The following is a 19,105-nucleotide window of genomic DNA, read 5'->3' as shown; positions in this document are numbered from 1 at the left end:
TCAAGGAACGACCGTCAGTCGTCGTTGGTGATGGTGCCGACCGCGACCGGGTCGGCCAGCCGCAGGCCTGGCGCGCCCGCCACCAGCAGGGTCAGCTGCTCGTCCGCCTCGACCTTCCGGTCACCGCGCACGGTCACCGGGAAGTCGATCGACGTCTGGCCCGCCGCCAGGGTCCGGCAGCCGACGTACGGGTCGTAGTCTGACCCGGCCGCGGCCGTGGTGCCGTAGGTGGCGGCGCAGATCTGCGCCGGCTCGGAGAGCGGGCGCGACACGGTCACCCTGAACGTCAGGGCGGTGTCGCCCTTGTCGCCCTCGGCCACCGACGCGTTCGCGACGGTCAGCGACGCGCGGGAGCGGAACCGGGCCACCTGCGGGTCGTGGTCGCTGGCCCCGCGGTCGCCGATGCCCTCCGCGTCGGCCGGGTAGTCGGCGTTGATGTGGGCCGAGCGCATCTGCACCAGGTCGCCGTGGAGCTTGTCGTTGGCGAAGAGGTTGTCCAGCGTCTGCGCCTGCCCCTGGAAGGTGTACGAGTACGCCGCCACGGGCACCTCGGCGACCAGGTCGTCCCAGAGGTTGTGCATCCCGGCCTCGTACAGCGGGCCGAGCTGGTCCGACGGGGTCGGGTTCGCGGCGGTGGCGATCGGGTCGTCCGGGCGCGGGAAGACGTTCAGGTCACCGCCGTAGATCACCCGGGCGTTCGGGTCGTTCGCCTCGATGGCCTTGACCAGCGCCGCGCCGTACGCGGCCTGCTCGCGCCGCTGCCCGACCCGCGCATCCGGGGTGGACGAGTAGTGGTTGCTCACCGCCCAGAGCGTGTAGTGCTCGGTCGAGCCGGGCGTCGCCGCCACGGTGAACTTGCCGACCTGCGGGGCGCGGGTGTAGACGTTCGAGCCGTCCACCCCGGTGGTGCGGTCGACGTCGGCCGGCAGTACCGCGTTGAGCGCCTTCGGGTTCTGCACATCGAGGTTGTACGGCAGCCCCGCCGAGCGGTACTCCACCGTCGGGGCGGAGCCCAGCACCGGGTCGGCCGCGGTCGGCTGTGCCAGCTTCAGGCGGTCGGTGCGGTAGAGGAACGCCGACGTGATGCCGCGGGCGTCCGCGCCGTTGCGGTCGTACGCCGCCGCGTAGGCCGGGCCGCCGTTGGCCGCGATGGTGAGCGCCAACTCCTGGATGGTGTCCGGCGCGCCGTCGGCGTTGGTGTCGCCGCAGACCAGCTTGCCGTCCGCGATCGAGCAGATGTCCTGGTCCTCTGCCTCCTGCACCATCACCAGGTCAGGGCTGTGCAGGTCGTTGACGATCTGCCGGGCCTCGGCGCCGAGCCGGGCGGTGTACTCCGCCTCGTCTGCCGGCACGTAGTCGAACGGCGGGTCGACCCCGATGCAGCCGAGGTTGCCGGCGAAGTCGCAGCCGTCGAAGGGGTCGTCCCGGTAGTCGTACAGGTTCTCCACGTTGAAGGTCGCCACCGCGACCTCCTGGTCGCGGTTCGCCGGCTGCGGCGGGTTGTTCGCCGACGGGTCGGCGCCCCCGGTCAGCGTGAGCTGCTCCGGCTGGACGCTGTACTTGCTGAAGCCGTACGAGACGGCGCCGAGGGCGTCCTCGGTGAGCGTGTCGAAGGTCCGGGCCGGGGGCAGCAGCGCGGCGCTGTCACCCTCGGTGGCCTTGACCCCGCCGCCGCCCAGCAGGATCCGCTGGCCGTTGCCGTTGTCGAACCGCTCGCCCGGAACGTCGTCCAGCGGGTGCGAGTCCCGGAACACCCGGCGGGTGTACGGGTCGGTCCGCTGCATCAGCGGGTCCTCCCGGTCCACCACCCAGATCTCCGAGTCGGCGGTGGAGCCGAAGACGTCCCGGGGGCTGGTCACGCCGCTGCCAGCGCGGACCCGCAGCCGGGCGCCCTCGTGCCGCTCCCAGAACCGGTCGGCGGTGGCCGCGTCGGCCGGCGGCGTCGCGTTGTCCACCTGGACGGCGGTGTCGACGTCCAGCCCGGAGTCGAGCTTGCGCACGAGCGAGGCGCTGGAGAGCTGGGTCTGGTTGAAGAACTCGGACACCCGGCCGCGCAGCACCACCTCGTCGCCGACGGTCGGCGCGTAGCCGCCGATCAGCGTGGTGAACGAGCCCATGAAGACGAAGATGCCGTCCGAGCTCAGCGGGTCGCCGTCCTCGGTGCCCTTGCGGCTCTGCACGTAGAAGCCGTGCTGCCGGGCGCCGGCCGAGGAGAGGGTGAGCGACTTCTGCGTGATCACGCCGCGCACGTCGTACAGGGTGGAGCTGGTGCCGTTGCCGCTGGTCGGGGCGAGCGGCGACCGGTCGGTGCGACCGTTCTCGTCATCGCCGGTGCGGCCCTGCACCTGGCCCACCGACAGCACGGTGGTGACCTGCACGGTCAGCGTGCAGCTCGCGGTGCCGCCGTCGGCGTCGGTCGAGGTGAGGGTGACCGCGTACGAGCCGACCGGGAGGCCGGTGGCGGTCACCGTGGCGGTGGCGGTGCCACCGACGCCGGTGGCCGGGCTGAAGGCGGTACGGCTGATCGAGCCGGTCGCCGGCGCGGGGCTCACCGCGGTGACCGCGAGGTCGGTGATCGTGTCGTCCGCGTCGGTGGCGGTCACCTCGCGGGTCGCGGTCGCGCCCGCCTCGACGGCCAGCGGGCCGCCGCAGGTCAGCGTCGCCGGCTGGTCGACCGGGCCGCCGTTGTCGAGGGCGTGCGCGCCGAGGCCGTCGAAGGTGTCGACCGCGAAGCCGACCCACTGGGCGGCCGGGTCGAAGGCGTTGGACGCGTCGGTGTCCCCGGCGGTGACCGAGGGCAGCCGACGCAGGGTGTTGTCGGCGGTGCTGGTGAGGCCGCTGCCCCACTCGGTGCCCGGGTCGAAGCCGACCTGGCCGATCGAGTCGAGCACGGTACCGCCCTTGGTCAGCACGATCGCGTCGTTGCCGTTGAACAGCGAGGAGCCGTACGTCTGGTCCGCCTGGGCGAGGATCGCGGACGCGGCCGACGCGGCTGCGAAGACGAAGACGTCACCGGCGGCGACGGTGCCTTTCAGGGCGATGTTGGTCGAGGTGGCGGCACCGTTGAAGTGGATCTTGAGCTGGTAGTTGCCGGCGGTCAGGTCGACCGCGGCGCCGGTGCCGTTGTAGAGCTCGATCGCCTTGTTGTTGGACGAGCCCTCGACGTACTCGGAGATGAACAGGTCGGTGGGCGCGGCGCTGGCCGCGGTCGGCGCGACGCCGATGGCCGTGGCGGAGACGGCGGCGGCGGTCGCGAGCGCGGCAAGGGGGCGGCGCGGGCGCATTAAGCCTCCACGATGGGTGGACGGGAACAAACGCACGTTAAGGGCCGTTCCGCTGCCCCGTCCATCCCCCCGGCAGTCCGTATGGTGAACTTCCGGTCACCGCGCAGTGTCCAGTCGATGCACCAGCTCGGCGACGTCCACGCTGTACTCGCACCAGTCCCGGTCGGGGCGGTAGCCCAACTCGGCATTGACCTTCAGCATCGCCTCGTTGGCCTGGGCGTTCCAGGTCTGCACCTCGACCAGCTCCGGCTCGGCCGAGCGCAGCTCCAGCAGCATCCGGGCCTTGATCGCCCGGTCGATGCCGTAACCCCGGTGGTCCTGCACCACGATCGTGTCGTACTGGTCGGCCCGGGTGGGGTGCTGGGCCGGCACCACCACCTCGGTCAGCCCGGCCACCTCCCCGGTCTGCTCGTGCCGGGCGAGCACGATGTAGGGCTTCATGCCGCGCCGATGCAGCGTGTCCAGGCTGTCCCGGAGCCGCTGCGGGTCGTACGAGCTGGGGCGCAACTCGCCGTCCTCGACGTCGCGCATCGCCGCCTTCGCCCGCGCGTACGCCTCGATCAGGTCGTCCGGCGGGCCGCCCGGGCAGAACTCCAGGTGGTAGCCCGCGCCGACGCCGGTGGCCATCTCGGCCAGCGTCGGCCAGTCCACCGCGCCCAGGTCGAGCACGCTGCGGGTCTCGACGTACTCCCGGGTGAAGCTGAGCGACTCGTAGAAGGCCACGGCGGGGGTGTCGCCGACCACCTCGACGCCGATCGACTGGAAGCCCTCGTCCCGGATCCGGCGGGCCGCCAGCTTGACCAGGGTGCGGCCGAGCCCGGTGCGCCGGACCGACGGGTGCACCAGCACCTCCAGCACCCCGATGCCGCCGAGGAGCAGCACGTTGACGTGGCCCAGGGTCGGGCCCGGGGTGCCGTCCGCGGCCGGCTCCGCCTGGGCGAGCCAGGAGATCCGCCGCTCACCGGGCATCACCTCGGAGAGGTATTCCCGCAGTGAACTCGCCCGCCAGGGGGGATCCTGCGGGAGGTCGGCCGCCAGGACCGCGTTCAGCGTGTCCAGCAGCGACGCGATCTCGGCGGACGACGCGGCCCGGGGATCCCACTCGCGCACCATCACCCGTCTAGCTTGCCGCCAACGGCGGCCGGGCGGAAGTATCCAGTTCTCCAAATGTATGCGGACGGTCACTTCACGTACGGCTGAGGCGTCCGTACTCGTCCGCCTTGTCGAAGACGTCCTGGGCGTATCGGCGCACGTCGTTGTAGGAGAGGATGGCGCCCCACCAGTCGCCCGGGATGGTCATGTTGCGACCGGCCTTGCAGAGGTATTCGCCGGCGGCGAGGGCGGCGTCGTCGATGTCGTGCGGGTCCTTCACGCCGTCGTTGTCGGCGTCCGCGCCGATCTCGCGCCAGGTGCTCGGGATGAACTGCATCGGCCCGATCGCCCGGTCGTAGACCGTGTCCCGGTCGAGCTGGCCCCGGTCGGTGTCGAGGATCCGGGACCGGCCGCCCTGCCCGTCGAGCCGGTCGCCGATGATCTCCGGCTCGGCCCGGCCGGTGGACTTGAGGGTGGCGCCGTTGGCCGCGCCGTGCCGGGACTCGACGTACCCGATGGCGGCCAGCGTGGTCCAGCTGAGCTGGCAGCTCCGGTGCGTCTCGGCCAGCACCAGCTCGGCGTAGCCGTACGCCTGCATGGCCACCAGCGGGATGCCGGTCCGCGCGCTGACCTGCTGCGCCCAGCCGGCGAGCGCGTCCGCCGGCCGGCCGGTGGGTGCCGGGCCGCCGACCGGCCCGGTGGGCTGCGCCGTGCCGGTCGGCGGGGCAGTGCCGGGAAGCCCCGTCGCGCCGGGCAGGCCCGGGGGCACCACTCCGCCGGTCGCCCCGGGCAGCACGCCACCCTGGGGTACGCCGGTGCTGGTCGCGGTGGCGTCGACGGCCACGGGTTTCGGCTGACGTGCCGTCGCCGGCACCAGCAGCGCGCCCGCCGCCGCGGTGGCGGCCACCAGGCCGAGCAGGAACACCCCGGGCAGGGCGGCCCGGCCGCTGGGGCGGCGGGACCAGGCCCGGGTGGCCCGGGCCGCGCCGACGGCCAACTGCCGGGGCGGTGGCATCCGGCGACGCCGGGTGGCGGCCTTCCCGGTCGGCTCCGGCTCCGCCGGCTCGGCCTTCGGGGCGATGCCGTCCGTCGTCCCGCCGTCGTCGGCTTTCGGGCCGGCGACGCTGTCCGTCGTCCCGCCCCCGTCGGCTTTCGGGGCGGCGGCGGTCTTGTCCACCTTGTCGGCCGCCCGGGCAGCGCCCACGGGCTTGTCCACCTTGTCGGCCGGCGAATCGGCGGTCTCGCCGCGGGGCCGCGGGAGCGGCGGCGAAGGCGGGAGGGCGGACCCGTCGGGCGGCGCGGCCGGTCGCAGGGGCCGAACCCTCGATCTGTCCTCGCCGTCCACCACCCGTCGAGTATCACCCATGTCCCCCCGGCCGTCAGGCCCGGTCGTACGCTGATGGCATGCCCCGGTACGAGTTCCGCTGCCGCGCCTGCGGCGACACCTTCGAGGTCAACCGGCCGATGGCCGAGGCCGGCGAGCCGGCGTCCTGCCCCCAGGGGCACGCCGACACGGTCAAGCTGCTCTCCACCGTCGCGGTCACCGGCCGGGGCGGCGCCGGCCCGATCGGCGGATCGCCCGCCCCCGCCGGCGGTGGCTGCTGCGGCGGTGCCTGCGGCTGCTGACCACCACCGCCGACCTCGTCCCGCCGGTCGGCCGTACCTCGCCGGTGACGAGGTCGAGTGGCACCTTGGGTCGGAATCCGCCCGACCGTTCTCACGATGCGTGATCGCGTGACCATAGGGCAGTATGAGACCGACGTCAGGGGCGGAGGTTCCACGCATGTCGCCACGGATCCACCTCCCGAGCGGGTGGGTGACCTTTGTGTTCACCGACATCGAGGGCTCGACGCGGCTGGCCCAGCTGCTCGGTCCGGGCTACCGCCCGGTGCTGCGGGAACACCGCCGGTTGCTGCGCCGCACCCTGGCCGGGACGGACGGCGCGGAGGTGCTGACCGAAGGTGACTCGTTCTTCCTCGCGTTCGGGGACGCGGCCGCGGCGCTCACCGCCTGCCTGACCGCGCAGCGGGCGCTGGCCAGCCACGACTGGCCCACCCCGGAGGCCGCGCCGCGGGTGCGGATGGGCCTGCACACCGGGTACGCCGAACCCGGCGACGGCGAGTACGCCAGCCCCGAGGTGCATCGGGCCGCGCGGATCGCCGCCGCCGCCCACGGCGGCCAGGTGCTCTGCTCGGCGGCGACCGCCCGGCACGCCGACCCGCTGCCGGACGGGGCGTCCCTGTTGGACCTCGGGCTGCACCGGCTGCGCGGCTTCGACGACCGGGAACGACTCTTCCAACTGATTGCGCCCGGGCTGGAACGGCGGTTCCCGCGGCCGCGTACCGCCGACGCGGTGGCGCACAACCTGCCCACCCAGGTCACCTCGTTCGTCGGCCGGGAGGTGGAGCGGGCCGAGCTGAAGCGGCTGGTCGAGACGTACCGGCTGGTGACCGTGCTCGGCGCGGGCGGCAGCGGCAAGACGCGACTGGCGGTGGAGCTCGCCTCCGGGGCGGTGGAGGCCTACCCGGACGGGGTGTGGTTCGTCGACATCGCCGCGGTGACCGACCCGGGGTTGGTCGCGTTCGAGATCGCCGCCGTGCTCGGCCTCCGCCCGGAGCCCGGCCGCCCGATGGTGGACACCCTGGTCGAGTACGCGGCCGCCCGCCGCATGCTGATCGTGCTGGACACCTGCGACGCCCAGCCGGCGGCCTCGGCGGAGGTGATCTCCCGCCTCCTGGCCGGTGGCCGGGGGGTCCGGGTGCTCGCCACCAGCCGGGAGTCGTTCGGCCTGCCGGGCGAGCTGGTGTGGCGGATTCCGCCGCTCTCGGTGGATCCCCGGCTGGACGGCGTGGAGAGCGACGCGGTGGCCCTGCTGCTGGAACGGACGGCGGCGGCCCGCGGCGGCCGGCCGCCGGACCCGGCCGAGCAGTCCGACCTGCGGCGGGTGGTGCAGCGGCTGGACGGGCTGCCGCTCGCCATCGAGCTGGCCGCGGCTCGGCTGCGGGTGCTCTCGGCCGGGCAGCTCGCCGAGCGCCTCGACGACATGCTCGGCACCCTGGACGCGGGCCGGGACGAGCCCGAGCCCCGGCCGGCGGAGAGTGGCTGGAGCGGCAACCAGCAGGACACCGTGGACCTGGTGGCCGCCGCGGCCCGGATCAGCCCACCCACCCGGGCCAGCCGGGCGGTGCAGCGGTCGGCCAGCGAACGGCACCTCACCATGCAGGCCACGGTCACCTGGTCGTACCGGACGCTGGGGGCGCGCTCGGCGCGGCTGCTGCGCTGGCTGTCGGTCTTCGCCGGCCCGGTCGACCTGCCCACGGTGCAGTGGCTGCTCGACGACGATCCGCTCGACCCGCTCTCGGTCCTGGTGGACAAGTCGATGGTGCTGGCCGAGCCGCACGCCTCGGGCAGCACCTACCGGATGCTCGACCCGATCCGCGCGTACGCGGCCCGGCGGCTGATCGAGGCCGGCGAGGAGCAGACCGCCCGGGACCGGCACGTCGCCTGGTGCAGCCACGCCCTGCAACGCGCCCATCTCGGCCCGGACGGGCGACCGGTGACCCTCTCCCTCTACGCGCTGGACCCGCTCGCCGGGGAGGTACGCGCCGCGCTGCGCTGGTGCGCCACCGGTGGCAGCCCCCGGTCCGGGCTGCGGCTGGCCGGCGGTCTGGATCAGTGGTGGCGGGAGCGGGGACTGGCCCGGGAGGGCCGGCTCTGGCTGTTCCGGCTCTACGGCCGCATCGCCGAGACCGGCGAGGTGATCCCCGAGGCGGAGCTGGCGGCCGCGTACCACATGCACTCGCTGCACGCCGGGGCGGACGGCGAGTTCGGTGAGGAGCTGCGCTACTCCCAGCGCGCCGAGGCGGCCGCGCGGCAGGCCGGCGACCTGGGGCTGCTCGCCCGGGTCCTCGCGGGCCGGGCCGCTCCGCTGGTCGACATGGGACAGTTCGCCGAGGCCGAGCGGGTCTGCCGCGAGGTCATCGACTGGGCGCACGAGCAGGACGTGGTCTCCGACGCGCTGCTCGCCATCTACAACCTCGCCGAGCTGCTCTGGCGGCGGGGTGCCCTGGACGAGGCGGCCGACCTGATCGGCGCGGCCCGTCCGGTGGAGGCGGCCCGCCCGGTCGAGCGGGGCCGCCGCTCGGTGGACATGCTGCTCGGCATGGTGGCGCTGGCCCGGGGGGACCTGGTCGCGGCGCATGAACACCTGCAGGTCGCGCTCCGCTCCCGGATGAGCCACGGCTACCTCGGCCGGGCCTGCGACACGGTGAACGCGATCGCGGTGCGCTGCGCGCTCGGCCAGGAGCCGCTGACCGCGGCCCGGCTCTTCGGGGCCGCGCAGGCGACCCGGGCGGACCTGCGCGCCATCCCGGGCATCTACGGCCCGTACTGGCTGGAACGGCAGGCGGAGCTGCGCCGGGTGCTCGGCGACGCGGCGTTCGACGCCGCGTACGGCGAGGGCGGCGAACTGGGGCTGGAGGAGGCGGCGGCGCTGGCGCTCGGCGTGGAGCACCCCGACCTGGGGGCCGGTCTGGTCCGCTTCGGTGCCGCCGACGTCGACGCCCACCCCGCCGACGCCGCCGCGCCCCGCCAACCCGCCCCCGCCCCGGACCACGACCCCGCCACCCATACGGACCACGCCTGAACCCGCCCCCTCGCCGTCCCGTCCTGGCGACGGGTTGATCAAGAGGCCTGCGTCCAGGCCGAATCCGGACGCAAACCTCTTGATCGACAGAAAGGAGGCGGGAGTGGATCAGCGCAGGGCGGCGCGGCGCTCGGCGTCGGCCTTCATCCGGGCGGCGCGGTCGATGTCGGACTGCTGGACGGCGGCGACGGAGCCGAAGACGCTGACCGCCTCGTAGTACGTCCAGGCCAGGCTGTAGCAGGCCGGCCGGACCACGTAGCTGTACGTCGCGCAGACCCGCTTGAGGTCGGCGTAGAAGGCGCTGTCCAGGCGGGACTTGTTGGCCGAGAACAGGCCCATCGCCTTGTAGTTGCGGTAGCCGAAGTCGTGCCGGTAGCAGGAGAGCGCGAAGTTGAACCCGAGCGGGTTGTCCGGGCTGGAGGAGCAGTAGTCGGTCGACCAGTCGAAGGCGTACTCGGACCAGGCGGCCTTGTTCAGGCGGGCGGCGTTCCAGGCGTTGTAGCTGGTGGCGCTGGTCTGGGTCCAGCTGTAGAGCACGCTCAGCTTCTGCTCCCTGCTCACGGCGGCGGCCGCGGGGGAGGCCACGCCGAGCACGATGAGCAGCGCGAACGTGCCGGAGGCGAGGAGGGTGACGAGGCGTCTGGACACGGGTACCTCCGCGGGGGTGTCTGCGGTACGGCGGTCACCGGCGGGTCACCGGATGTCGATCAGTGTCGATTAATCCCGCGACGCCGGGCGATGGGCGGCGCGAACTGTTGATGACATGCGTCCAAACAGACGAATGCCCCGGACGCCGCGGCGTCCGGGGCATTCGCTCAGCCGTCAGTGCACGAAGTGCGGCGGGCTGACCGGGCTCTCGTTCCACAACCGGTCGAGCGCGGTCACGTAGTAGGTGTACCGCTGCCCCGCCTCGGCGGTGCTGTCCACCCAGGACTGTGCGTCCTCGGCGGTGCCGCGGATCGTGGCGACCAGGTGGGCGGCGTCGGCGAAGTCGCACGTCTGGGCGATGGCGGCCCCGTCGAACCGGTAGATCGCGTACCCCGTGGCGGTGCCGAGCGGGCCCTCGCCGTTCGCCGGCTGCCGCCAGGTCAGGCGTACCCCGTCGGCCTGCCGCTCGGAGCCGGTGACCACCGGGGCGAGCAGCGGCTGAGCCGGCAGGTGCGGCATGGCCGGGACCAGCGCGGGCCGGGAGTAGTGCTCGGCGGCGTAGATGTCCGTGGCGCCGAGCCGGTTCGCCCGCACCTGCACGGCCGAGAAGTGCACGTTGCCGAGCACCTCCGGGTACGACCGGTTCAGCGTCAGGTGGTTCGACAGCTCGTGCGGGTTCTGCCAGAACGGCCCGTACACCGGCTCACCGCTCTTGTAGTCGGCCTGTCCGATGTAGAGCTGGACCCGGGTGCCGCGCACCGTCTCGGCCCACCACGGCACCAGGCGGGCGTAGTCGGCGGCCGGGTACTGGCCGATGTACCAGTAGAGCTGCGGCACGACGTAGTCGATCCACTCCTCCTTGACCCACTTGCGGGTGTCGGCGGAGATGATGTCGTACGACTGGCTGCCGGTGGTGTCCGAGCCGGCCGGGTCCGCGGACTTGTTGCGCCAGATGCCGAACGGGCTGACCCCGAACTTCACCCACGGCTTGGCCGCCTTGATCTTGGCGTTCATCTCCTGGATCAGCAGGTTGATGTTGTCCCGCCGCCAGTCCGCCTGGTTCGTGAAGCCCCGGTTGAACTCCGCGAAGGTGGCGTCGTCCGGCACCTGGTAGGTGCCGCTCGGGTACGGGTAGAAGTAGTCGTCGAAGTGCACGCCGTCGATGTCGTACCGGTTGACGGCGTCCATCATCGCGGTCTGGACGAACTCGCGGACCTCGGGGATGCCGGGGTTGTAGTAGAGCCGGCTGCCGGCGACCCCGGCCGGCGGGTAGGCGAACACCCAGTCCGGGTGCTGCCGGACCGGGTGGTTCGGGGCCAGCTTCGAGATGTCCGCGCCGGCGCCGCTCGGGGCCGGCATGGAGACCCGGTACGGGTTGAACCAGGCGTGGAACTCCAGGTTCCGCTTGTGCGACTCCTCCACCAGGAAGGCCAGCGGGTCCCAGCCCGGGTCCTGGCCGCGCACCCCCGTCAGGTACTCAGACCAGGGCTCGTACGACGACGGCCAGAACGCGTCGGCGGTCGGGCGGACCTGGACCACGACGGCGTTGTGGTGGAGCCTCTGGGCCAGGTCGAGCCAGCCCAGGTACTCCGCCTTCTGCTTGGCGACCTGATCCGGGGCGGTCTGGGAGGCCTTGCTGGGCCAGTCGATGTTCGTCACCGACGCGATCCACATCGCCCGCAACTGACGCTTCGGGGTGGCCGGGTCGGTGGTGCAGGTGGTGGTGCTGGGGGCGGTCGCCGGGTCGGTCTCCGCGGCGCTCGCGGGGCCGGCGGCGACGAGCGCGCCGAGCAGTGCTACGGCGAGCCCGGCGGCTCTGAGCCGAGTTGCCTTCATGCGGTGCGGTCCCTTCGTTGGGGGCTCCCGTGGCGGGGTTCGGACACGACGGACGCCCCGCGCATCCGGCAAGATTCGCCGCAGAGTATCGGTCGCTGGTAGAAAACTTTCACCATTGGCCCGGGTCGCGCAAGACTTCCGGACGGATCGATGGGCAGGTGCGGCCAAACGTCCGACGGTGGGCTCGGCCCCACGCTGCGCCGTGACCTTTTCGACACGATGTGGCATGGTTCGCAACCCGCAGGGCTGGGTAGCTTGGCCGGTCACGCGCCGCCAGCCCGGTGGTCGCGCGGTGGAGAGGGTGATCGCCGTTGTCAGTGCTGCGGACCAAACCGATCAAGGACGTGGTGGCCCAGGGTGCGGCCGACGGCACCGGAGGCCGGCCGGGGCTGCGCCGCCGGCTCCGCGCGGTCGACCTGATGGGCTTCGGGATCGGCATGGTGATCGGCACCGGGATCTTCACGCTGACCGGCATCGAGGCGAAGAACCACGCCGGCCCCGGGGTGGTGGTCTCGTTCGCCGTCGCGGGCGTGGTCGCCCTGCTCGCCGCGCTCTGCTACGCCGAGCTGGCTTCCTGCGTGCCGACCGCCGGCAGCGCCTACACCTACGCGTACGCGACCATGGGCGAGATCGTCGCGTGGATCATCGGCTGGGACCTGCTGCTGGAGTTCGCGCTCGGCTCGGCGGTGGTGGGCAGAGGCTGGTCCGGCTATCTCGCCGAGCTGTTGGACCTGCCCACCGCCTGGTTCGGCGAGGAGGGCAGCATCGTCAACCTCGGCGCCGTCGCCATCGTGCTGATCCTCGGGCTGGTGGCCATCGTCGGCATCCGCGAGTCCGCCCGGGTGGCCAACCTGCTGGTCCTGGTCAAGGTGGCCATCTGCGTGTTCGTCGTGGTGGCCGGGCTGTTCTTCGTGAGGGCGGCCAACCTCAGCCCGTTCATCCCGTCGGCCGAGCCGGCCTCCAGCGGTGAGGACGGCATCCGGCAGCCGGTCACCCAGGCCATCTTCGGGCTGGAGCCGTCGGTCTTCGGCTTCGCCGGGGTGCTCACCGCCGCCGCCGTGGTCTTCTTCGCGTACACCGGCTTCGAGGCCGTGGCGAACCTCGGCGAGGAGACGAAGAAGCCGCGCCGGGACCTGCCGCTGGGCTTGCTCGGCACGCTGGCGATTTCCACCGTGCTGTACATCGGCGTCTCGCTGGTGGTGGTCGGCATGGTGCCGTACACCGAGATCGACGAGGGCGCTCCGATCGCCTCGGCCTTCGAGGCGGCTGGCGCCCGCTGGGCGGCCAACCTCGTTTCCATCGCGGCCATCGCCGGCCTGACCAGCGTGATCCTGGTCGGCCTGGTGGCGATGGGCCGGATTGGCTTCGCCATCGCCCGCGACGGGCTGGTTCCGCCGTCGATCGCCAAGGTGCATCCGCGCTGGGGCACCCCGTACCGGATCTCGGCGATCATGACGGTCGGGGTCGCGCTGCTCGCCGGCTTCCTGCCGCTCTCCGCGCTGGCCGACCTGGTCAGCATCGGCGCGCTCTTAGCGTTCGTGCTGGTCTCCGTCGCCGTGCCGATCCTGCGCCGCAGCCGTCCCGACCTGACCCGGCCGTTCAAGGTGCCGTTCTCCCCGGTGCTACCGATCATCTCGGCGCTGGCCTGCCTCTACCTGATGCTCAACCTGTCCGTGGAGACCTGGATCCGGTTCCTGGCCTGGATGCTGCTCGGCGGTCTCATCTACTTCGGCTACGGCTACCGCCGCAACCGCCTCGCCCGCCGCGAGCACGCCCACCCGGAGGAACCCACCCCCATCGCCCACTGACCCCGACCCCACCCGCCGGGGTGACCGCGGTCGCGCCCATACCACAGGCTCCTACAACGTTGTAAGCAACGTTGTAAAAGGGTACCGACGGGGTACAGTGCCGGCAGTACCGACGCCGGGAGGGTGGGCAGTGCGGCACAGGCTCAAGGACGTCGCCGAGCGGGCCGGCGTGTCGGTGAAGACCGTCTCCAACGTGGTCAACGGGTACCTGCACGTCCGGCCGGACACCCGGGCCCGGGTCGAGGAGGCGATCGCCGAACTCAACTACCGCCCCAACCTGTCGGCGCGCAACCTGCGCAAGGGGCGTACCGGGGTGATCGCCCTGGGCGTTCCCGAGCTGGACATCCCGTACTTCGCCGAGCTGGCCCGGCACGTCGTCACCGCCGCCGCCGAGCACGGCTGGACGGTGCTCATCCACCAGACCGGAGGTGGCCCGGAGCAGGAGCGGAAGGTCGCCTCGGGGATAGGCGACCACATGATCGACGGGCTGATCTTCAGCCCGCTGGCGCTCACCGCCGACGACCTCTCCGGCCTCGACGGCATGCCGATGGTGCTGCTCGGCGAGCGGGTCGACCACGGCCCGGCCGACCACGTGGTGGTCGACAACGTGGCCGCGGCCCGGGAGATCACCGCCCACCTGATCGAGCTCGGCCGCCGCCGGATCGCCGCCATCGGCTCGCAGCGCACCCCCGAGGGCGCCAGCGCCCGGCTCCGCCTGGCCGGCTACACCGCCGCCCTCGACTCCGCCCGCATCGGCTACGACGAGCGCCTGGTGGCGCCCGCGCCGGCCTGGCACCGCGCGGACGGCGCGGCCGCCATGCGCGACCTGCTCGCCTCCGGGGTACGCCCCGACGCGGTCTTCTGTTTCAACGACACCCTCGCCCTCGGCGCGCTGCGCGCGCTGCACGAGGCCGGGCTGCGGGTGCCCGAGGACGTCGCGGTGGCCGGCTTCGACGACATCGAGGACGGCCGCTTCTCGATCCCCACCCTCACCACCGTCTCCCCGGACAAGGAGCGCATCGCCCGGCTCGCGGTCGAGCTGCTGGCCGGCCGCATCGACGGCGATCGCCAGGCCCCACCGAGGGAGCTGACCGCCCCCCACCGCCTCGCCCTCCGCGAAAGCACCCACGGCCGCCCCTGACCCACCCCCGCCCACCGCACGCCCGCCCCGCCCGCCGGCCCCCGCCCGCTGGGCCCTTTTCACGGAAAGAGTGCCTTTCCCGCCGCGGACAGGCACTCTTTCCGTGAATTTGCGCGGATCTTGGGCGCGGATCCTGAACGGGTGGGCGGGGTGGGGCGGGTCAGTCGAAGAAGCGGGAGAGGTGGGTGGGGGTGGGGATCGGATCGTCCGCGTGCAGGGGGGTGAGATCGGCGAAGATCGAGGCGCCGTCGCAGGCGGCGTGCAGGGGGTACCAGCGCGGGGTGCCGGGCGGGCGCTGGCCGCAGATGCCCTTGAAGGTCTGCACGTCGAGCAGGCGTACGTGGGTCGGGTCGGCGACCGCGTTCACGTGCCGCCACCAGGGGCTCATCACGTGCAGCACGCCGTCCGGCCGGAGCGCCCGGTGGCACTCGTCGAGCAGCGGCAGGAAATCGATCAGGTGCTCCAGGATGTGCACCGCGAAGAACACGTCCACCGAGTCGTCGGCGAGCGGCAGGGTGCCGGAGAGGTCGGCCACCGCGTCCACCCCGGGCGCGGGGTAGATGTCCAGCCCCAGGTTGCCCGGCCACTGCTTGGTCGCCCCGCAGCCCAGGTCCACCACGACCGGGTCCCGACCGGCGACGCGTACGTTGCACCAGACGCCGAGCACGCCGGCGAGCCGGCCGACCAGGTCGCGGACGAGCCGCAGCTCGACCGGGGTCGCGACCTCCCCGGTCAGGTGCGCGACGCCCCGGTCGAAGCGCACCTCCACCGTCAGCGGGCGCAGCCGGTCGTCGTGCCGGGCCAGGTCGGCCCACGCCTCGGCGAGGAAAACGTCCACCGCCCGCAGCCGCTCGGCCGAGGGCGCGGCCTGCCCGATCGCCACCATGCGCCACCTCCGGGCCGCGCGATACCCAGATCCCCACCCGATATGCGCGGTCAGCCCCCGGGCGAGCTACCCCGAGATGGTGCGCCGGCCGCCCCGACCGGTGGCCCGGATCCGCTGGCGCGGCGGCGGGGCGGCCGGCTTGGGCCGCTTGAGGTGGTAGCGGTGCAGTTCGTTGTTGCCGGGCAGGGACGGGTCCTCGCTCATCGCCACCAGCTCCCAGCCCTGGTCACCGGCCCGGTTCAGGTGGGCCAGCGCGGTGTCGCCGTACGGAGTGACGTCGACCATCGAGCCCTCCGGGCCGTACCAGATGAAGACGACCTCCCAGCCGATGTCGGTGGTGGCCGCCTGGCGCCGGCGGACCAACAGCGCGTACTCCCACTTGAGCATGGGGTCATTCTCACCCGGCGCGACCGGGCCGGCACGGATCAGTCCTCGGCGATCCGTCCGGCGTCCAGCCGCAGCCGCCGGTTGACGCTCACCGCGTCCAGCATTCGCCGGTCGTGGGTCACCAGCAGCAGCGTCCCCGGGTAGCTGGCGAGCGCCGATTCGAGCTGCTCGATCGCGGGGAGGTCGAGATGGTTGGTCGGCTCGTCCAGCACCAGCAGGTTGACTCCGCGCCCCTGGAGCAGGGCCAGCGCCGCGCGGGTCCGCTCGCCGGGGGAGAGGGTCGCCGCCGGGCGCAGCACGTGCGCCGCGCGCAGGCCGAACTTGGCCAGCAGTGTCCGCACGTCCGCGGGCGCCATTTCGGGTACGGCCGCGCCGAAGGCGTCCACCAGGGGCTGGTCGCCGAGGAAGAGCCCGCGGGCCTGGTCCACCTCGCCGACCACCACGCCCGGGCCGAGCGCGGCGTGGCCCTCATCCACCGGCAGCCGGCCGAGCAGCGCGGCGAGCAGGGTGCTCTTGCCGGAGCCGTTCGCCCCGGTGATCGCCACCCGGTCGGCCCAGTCGATCTGGAGGTTCACCGGGCCGAGGGTGAAGCCGCCCCGGCGTACGACGGCACCGCGGAGCGCGGCCACGACGGCGCCGGCGCGGGGCGCGGCGGCGATCTCCATCCGCAGCTCCCACTCCTTGCGCGGCTCCTCGACCACCTCCAGCCGCTCGATCAGCCGCTCGGTCTGCCTGGCCTTCGCGGCCTGCTTCTCGCTGGTCTCGCCGCGGAAGTGCTTGATGACCTTGTCGTTGTCGCTGGCCTTGCGGCGCGCGTTGCGCACGCCCTTCTCCATCCAGGCCCGCTGGGTGCGGGCCCGGGCCTCCAGCGCGGCCCGGGTGTCGGCGTACTCCTCGTACTCCTCCCGGGCGTGCCGGCGGGCCACCTCGCGCTCCTCCAGGTAGGCCGCGTAGCCGCCGCCGTAGTGCCGCACCTGCTGCTGGTGCACGTCCAGCTCCAGCACCCGGTTCACCGTCCGGGTGAGGAACTCGCGGTCGTGGCTGACCAGCACCGTCCCGGCGCGCAGCCCGGTGACGAACTGCTCCAGCCGCTCCAATCCGGCCAGGTCCAGGTCGTTGCTGGGCTCGTCGAGGAGGAAGACGTCGTACCGGCTGAGCAGCAGCGAGGCCAGCCCGGCCCGGGCCGCCTGGCCGCCGGAGAGGGCGGTCATCGGCTGGTCCAGGTCCACGGTCAGCCCCAGCTCCGCGGCCACCTGCTCGGCGCGCTCCTCCAGGTCCGCGCCACCGAGCGCGAGCCAGCGCTCCAGCGCCTCGGCGTACGCGTCGTCGGCGCCGGCCCCGCCCGCGCTCAGCGCCTCGGTGGCGGCGTCGAGGGCGGCCTGCGCCCCGCTGACCCCGGTACGCCGGGCCAGGAAGTCCCGGACCGTCTCGCCCGGCCGGCGCTCCGGCTCCTGCGGCAGGTAGCCGACGGTGGCGGTGGGCGGGTTGAGCGCGACGCTGCCCAGCTCGACCGGCTGGAGCCCGGCGAGGGTACGCAGCAGGGTCGACTTGCCGGCCCCGTTGACCCCGACCAGCCCGACCACGTCGCCCGGGGCGACCACCAGGTCGAGGTCGGAGAAGAGCAGGCGGTCGCCGTGGCCGGCGGCGAGGTCCTTGACGATCAGCGTGGCGCTCATGAGGAGCCCGAGCCTACCGCCGCGTCCACCTGGCGCCGATCGGATAACCCGGTGCATGCGCGCCACGGACCTGAGGGAGACTCACGGTCGTGGTGACCACTCTGGCGATCGACTGTGGCGGTGGCGGGATCAAGGCGTCCGTGCTGGACGCCGCCGGGACGATGCGGGCCCGGCCGCTGCGGGTGCCCACGCCGTACCCGTTGCCGCCGTCGCTCTTCGTCAAGACCCTGCTGAGCCTCGGGGGTCGGCTGCCGGCGGCGGACCGGCTGACGGTCGGCATGCCCGGGATGATCCGGCACGGGGTGGTGGTAGCCACCCCCCACTACGTGACCAGGTCGGGGCCGCGCAGCCGGGTCGATCCGGCTCTGGTGGCCGAGTGGTCCGGGTACGACGCCCGCAGCGCGCTCGCGGACGCGTTCGGGATCCCGGCGCTGGTGCTCAACGACGCCGAGGTGCACGGCGCCGGGGTGGTCGCCGGGACCGGCTGCGAGCTGGTGCTGACCCTGGGCACCGGGCTGGGCAGCGCGCTCTTCGACGGCGGGATGCTCGCCCCGCACCTGGAGCTCTCGCACGCGCCGGTCCGCTGGGGCACCACCTACGACACGTACGTGGGGGAGCCCGAGCGCCGCCGGCTCGGCGACGCGTTCTGGTCCCGGCGGATCCGGCAGGTGGTGGACGGGCTGCGTCCGGTCTTCCGCTGGGACCGGCTCTACCTGGGCGGGGGCAACTCCCGGCTGATCCGCCCGGAACAACTGGCCCGGATGGGCGACGACGTCGTGGTTGTCCCGAACACGGCCGGAATCGTCGGTGGCGTTCGAGCCTGGGACCTGGTGGCCGACCAGTACGACCCCACCCCCTGACGCAACTTCCATGCGAGGAACACTCGCGGCGCCGCCGTTGTTGTGCCAGCGTCGAAGAAGGGCGGCGCGACACGAGGGGGGTGGGTCGAATGGATCTTCTGGCGGACTACCGGCGGGCGACCATGTTCTTCGAAGCGGGTGACCCGACCGGAGCGGCCCGGCTGCTCGAGCCGATCGTCGAGGCGGAACCCGGCAACCGCTCGGTACGGCAGCTGCTGGCCCGGGCGTACTTCCAGTCGGCCCAGCTGAACCGGGCCGAGGAGCAGCTGCGTGAGCTGGTCGACCGGGACCCGAGCGACCACTACGCGCACCACGTGCTGGGCCGGACGCTGGAGCGGCTGAACCGGCACGTCGACGCGCTGCGGCACCTGCGGATCGCCGCGGCGATGTACTCGACCAACGCCGACTACACGGAGGCGCTGCGCCGGGTGGAGAGCCGGGTCAGCGGCGGCCGCTGATCGCTTGCCGCCCGGCCGCTGTCGGCCGGGGGCATGAACGGGGCAGCTCGAAAGGGCTGCCCCGATGCGTCTCCGGGGACGGACGGCCGACCGGCCTACGATGGAGTCGTGAAGCTCAAGCTCGATCTCCACGACATCTTCAACAAGGGCCACGACATCGACCGGGCGCTGCGCGGGATCATGGACGAGGCGGTGGCGAAGAAGGCGACTCTCGTGGAGATCATTCCGGGCAAGGGCTCCGGCCAGCTCAAGAAGCGGGTGCTGCGCTTCCTCGACCAGAAGGACGTCAAGCAGCTCTACCACCGCGTGGAGAAGGACTCCAAGAACTTCGGCCGCCTCTTCGTGCACTTCCGCTGGAAGTAAGAGCCCCGGCTTCCTCGGTTG

General features: G+C 73.0%; 13 protein-coding genes and 2 pseudogenes. 7 read left to right on the top strand and 8 right to left on the bottom strand.

All coding sequences use genetic code 11. The annotated features are described in order from the left end of the window. Positions 1 to 14: 14 nt before the first annotated feature. From GA0070624_RS01265 to GA0070624_RS01255, 3 genes are all read right to left on the bottom strand, one after another. Positions 15 to 3,284, bottom strand: coding sequence for a lamin tail domain-containing protein (locus GA0070624_RS01265; protein WP_091335855.1), 3,270 nt, complete (start codon positions 3,282 to 3,284; stop codon positions 15 to 17). Positions 3,285 to 3,380: 96 nt separating this feature from the next. After that, positions 3,381 to 4,397 (bottom strand): GNAT family N-acetyltransferase, encoded by a 1,017-nt coding sequence (locus GA0070624_RS01260; protein WP_091335853.1) that lies wholly within the window; start codon positions 4,395 to 4,397, stop codon positions 3,381 to 3,383. 73 nt (positions 4,398 to 4,470) lie between these two features. After that, a complete protein-coding gene (locus GA0070624_RS01255) occupies positions 4,471 to 5,724 on the bottom strand; it encodes a lytic transglycosylase domain-containing protein (protein ID WP_091335851.1) in 1,254 nt (417 codons plus the stop codon). 56 nt (positions 5,725 to 5,780) lie between these two features. Here GA0070624_RS01255 and GA0070624_RS01250 point away from each other — a divergent pair, with 56 nt between their 5' ends. Both GA0070624_RS01250 and GA0070624_RS01245 read left to right on the top strand, forming a co-directional pair. Beyond that, a complete protein-coding gene (locus GA0070624_RS01250) occupies positions 5,781 to 6,002 on the top strand; it encodes an FmdB family zinc ribbon protein (protein ID WP_091335849.1) in 222 nt (73 codons plus the stop codon). Positions 6,003 to 6,159: 157 nt separating this feature from the next. Beyond that, positions 6,160 to 8,925, top strand: a pseudogene (locus GA0070624_RS01245) (ATP-binding protein); the annotation flags it as partial. A gap of 204 nt (positions 8,926 to 9,129) precedes the next feature. Here GA0070624_RS01245 and GA0070624_RS01240 read toward each other — a convergent pair. Continuing rightward, a complete protein-coding gene (locus GA0070624_RS01240) occupies positions 9,130 to 9,669 on the bottom strand; it encodes a phospholipase (protein WP_091335845.1) in 540 nt (179 codons plus the stop codon). 174 nt (positions 9,670 to 9,843) lie between these two features. Continuing rightward, on the bottom strand, positions 9,844 to 11,505 hold the full coding sequence (locus GA0070624_RS01235) for a glycoside hydrolase family 10-like protein (protein ID WP_091335843.1): 1,662 nt from the start codon (positions 11,503 to 11,505) through the stop codon (positions 9,844 to 9,846). A gap of 317 nt (positions 11,506 to 11,822) precedes the next feature. Between GA0070624_RS01235 and GA0070624_RS01230 the strand changes: the two genes are divergently transcribed. Continuing rightward, positions 11,823 to 13,313, top strand: coding sequence for an amino acid permease (locus GA0070624_RS01230; RefSeq protein ID WP_245719108.1), 1,491 nt, complete (start codon positions 11,823 to 11,825; stop codon positions 13,311 to 13,313). Positions 13,314 to 13,443: 130 nt separating this feature from the next. Then, on the top strand, positions 13,444 to 14,454 hold the full coding sequence (locus GA0070624_RS01225) for a LacI family DNA-binding transcriptional regulator (protein ID WP_091335839.1): 1,011 nt from the start codon (positions 13,444 to 13,446) through the stop codon (positions 14,452 to 14,454). 160 nt (positions 14,455 to 14,614) lie between these two features. Here GA0070624_RS01225 and GA0070624_RS01220 read toward each other — a convergent pair whose 3' ends face one another. The 3 genes and pseudogenes from GA0070624_RS01220 to GA0070624_RS01210 form a co-directional block, all read right to left on the bottom strand. Then, positions 14,615 to 15,340, bottom strand: a complete 726-nt coding sequence (locus GA0070624_RS01220; RefSeq protein ID WP_091335837.1) for a methyltransferase domain-containing protein — start codon at positions 15,338 to 15,340, stop codon at positions 14,615 to 14,617. Positions 15,341 to 15,481: 141 nt separating this feature from the next. Next, positions 15,482 to 15,727: pseudogene (locus GA0070624_RS01215) on the bottom strand (hypothetical protein); the annotation flags it as partial. A 38-nt stretch (positions 15,728 to 15,765) separates the two neighbouring features. After that, a complete protein-coding gene (locus GA0070624_RS01210; RefSeq protein WP_091335833.1) occupies positions 15,766 to 17,403 on the bottom strand; it encodes an ABC-F family ATP-binding cassette domain-containing protein in 1,638 nt (545 codons plus the stop codon). Between the two features lie 89 nt (positions 17,404 to 17,492). On the opposite strand from GA0070624_RS01210, the gene GA0070624_RS01205 reads away from it, so the two are divergent. From GA0070624_RS01205 to GA0070624_RS01195, 3 genes are all read left to right on the top strand, one after another. Then, complete coding sequence (locus GA0070624_RS01205; RefSeq protein ID WP_091335831.1) at positions 17,493 to 18,263, top strand: ROK family protein; 771 nt, start codon at positions 17,493 to 17,495, stop codon at positions 18,261 to 18,263. 89 nt (positions 18,264 to 18,352) lie between these two features. Further along, complete coding sequence (locus GA0070624_RS01200) at positions 18,353 to 18,721, top strand: tetratricopeptide repeat protein (RefSeq protein WP_091335828.1); 369 nt, start codon at positions 18,353 to 18,355, stop codon at positions 18,719 to 18,721. Between the two features lie 108 nt (positions 18,722 to 18,829). Then, positions 18,830 to 19,084, top strand: a complete 255-nt coding sequence (locus GA0070624_RS01195) for a Smr/MutS family protein (RefSeq protein WP_013736060.1) — start codon at positions 18,830 to 18,832, stop codon at positions 19,082 to 19,084. Positions 19,085 to 19,105 lie beyond the last annotated feature (21 nt).

It is taken from the genome of Micromonospora rhizosphaerae, from assembly GCF_900091465.1.
In the GTDB taxonomy this organism is placed as follows: Bacteria; Actinomycetota; Actinomycetes; order Mycobacteriales; family Micromonosporaceae; genus Micromonospora; species Micromonospora rhizosphaerae.
The sequence above is the reverse complement of the archived record's forward strand: the minus strand, read 5'-3'. Positions and strand labels throughout refer to the sequence as shown.

Coding starts and splice junctions, on each gene's coding strand:
- GA0070624_RS01260 (WP_091335853.1), bottom strand. CDS start 4,397: ATGGTGCGCGAGTGGGATCCCCGGGCCGCGTCGTCCGCCGAGATCGCG.
- GA0070624_RS01235 (WP_091335843.1), bottom strand. CDS start 11,505: ATGAAGGCAACTCGGCTCAGAGCCGCCGGGCTCGCCGTAGCACTGCTC.
- GA0070624_RS01250 (WP_091335849.1), top strand. CDS start 5,781: ATGCCCCGGTACGAGTTCCGCTGCCGCGCCTGCGGCGACACCTTCGAG.
- GA0070624_RS01220 (WP_091335837.1), bottom strand. CDS start 15,340: ATGGTGGCGATCGGGCAGGCCGCGCCCTCGGCCGAGCGGCTGCGGGCG.
- GA0070624_RS01265 (WP_091335855.1), bottom strand. CDS start 3,284: ATGCGCCCGCGCCGCCCCCTTGCCGCGCTCGCGACCGCCGCCGCCGTC.
- GA0070624_RS01200 (WP_091335828.1), top strand. CDS start 18,353: ATGGATCTTCTGGCGGACTACCGGCGGGCGACCATGTTCTTCGAAGCG.
- GA0070624_RS01210 (WP_091335833.1), bottom strand. CDS start 17,403: ATGAGCGCCACGCTGATCGTCAAGGACCTCGCCGCCGGCCACGGCGAC.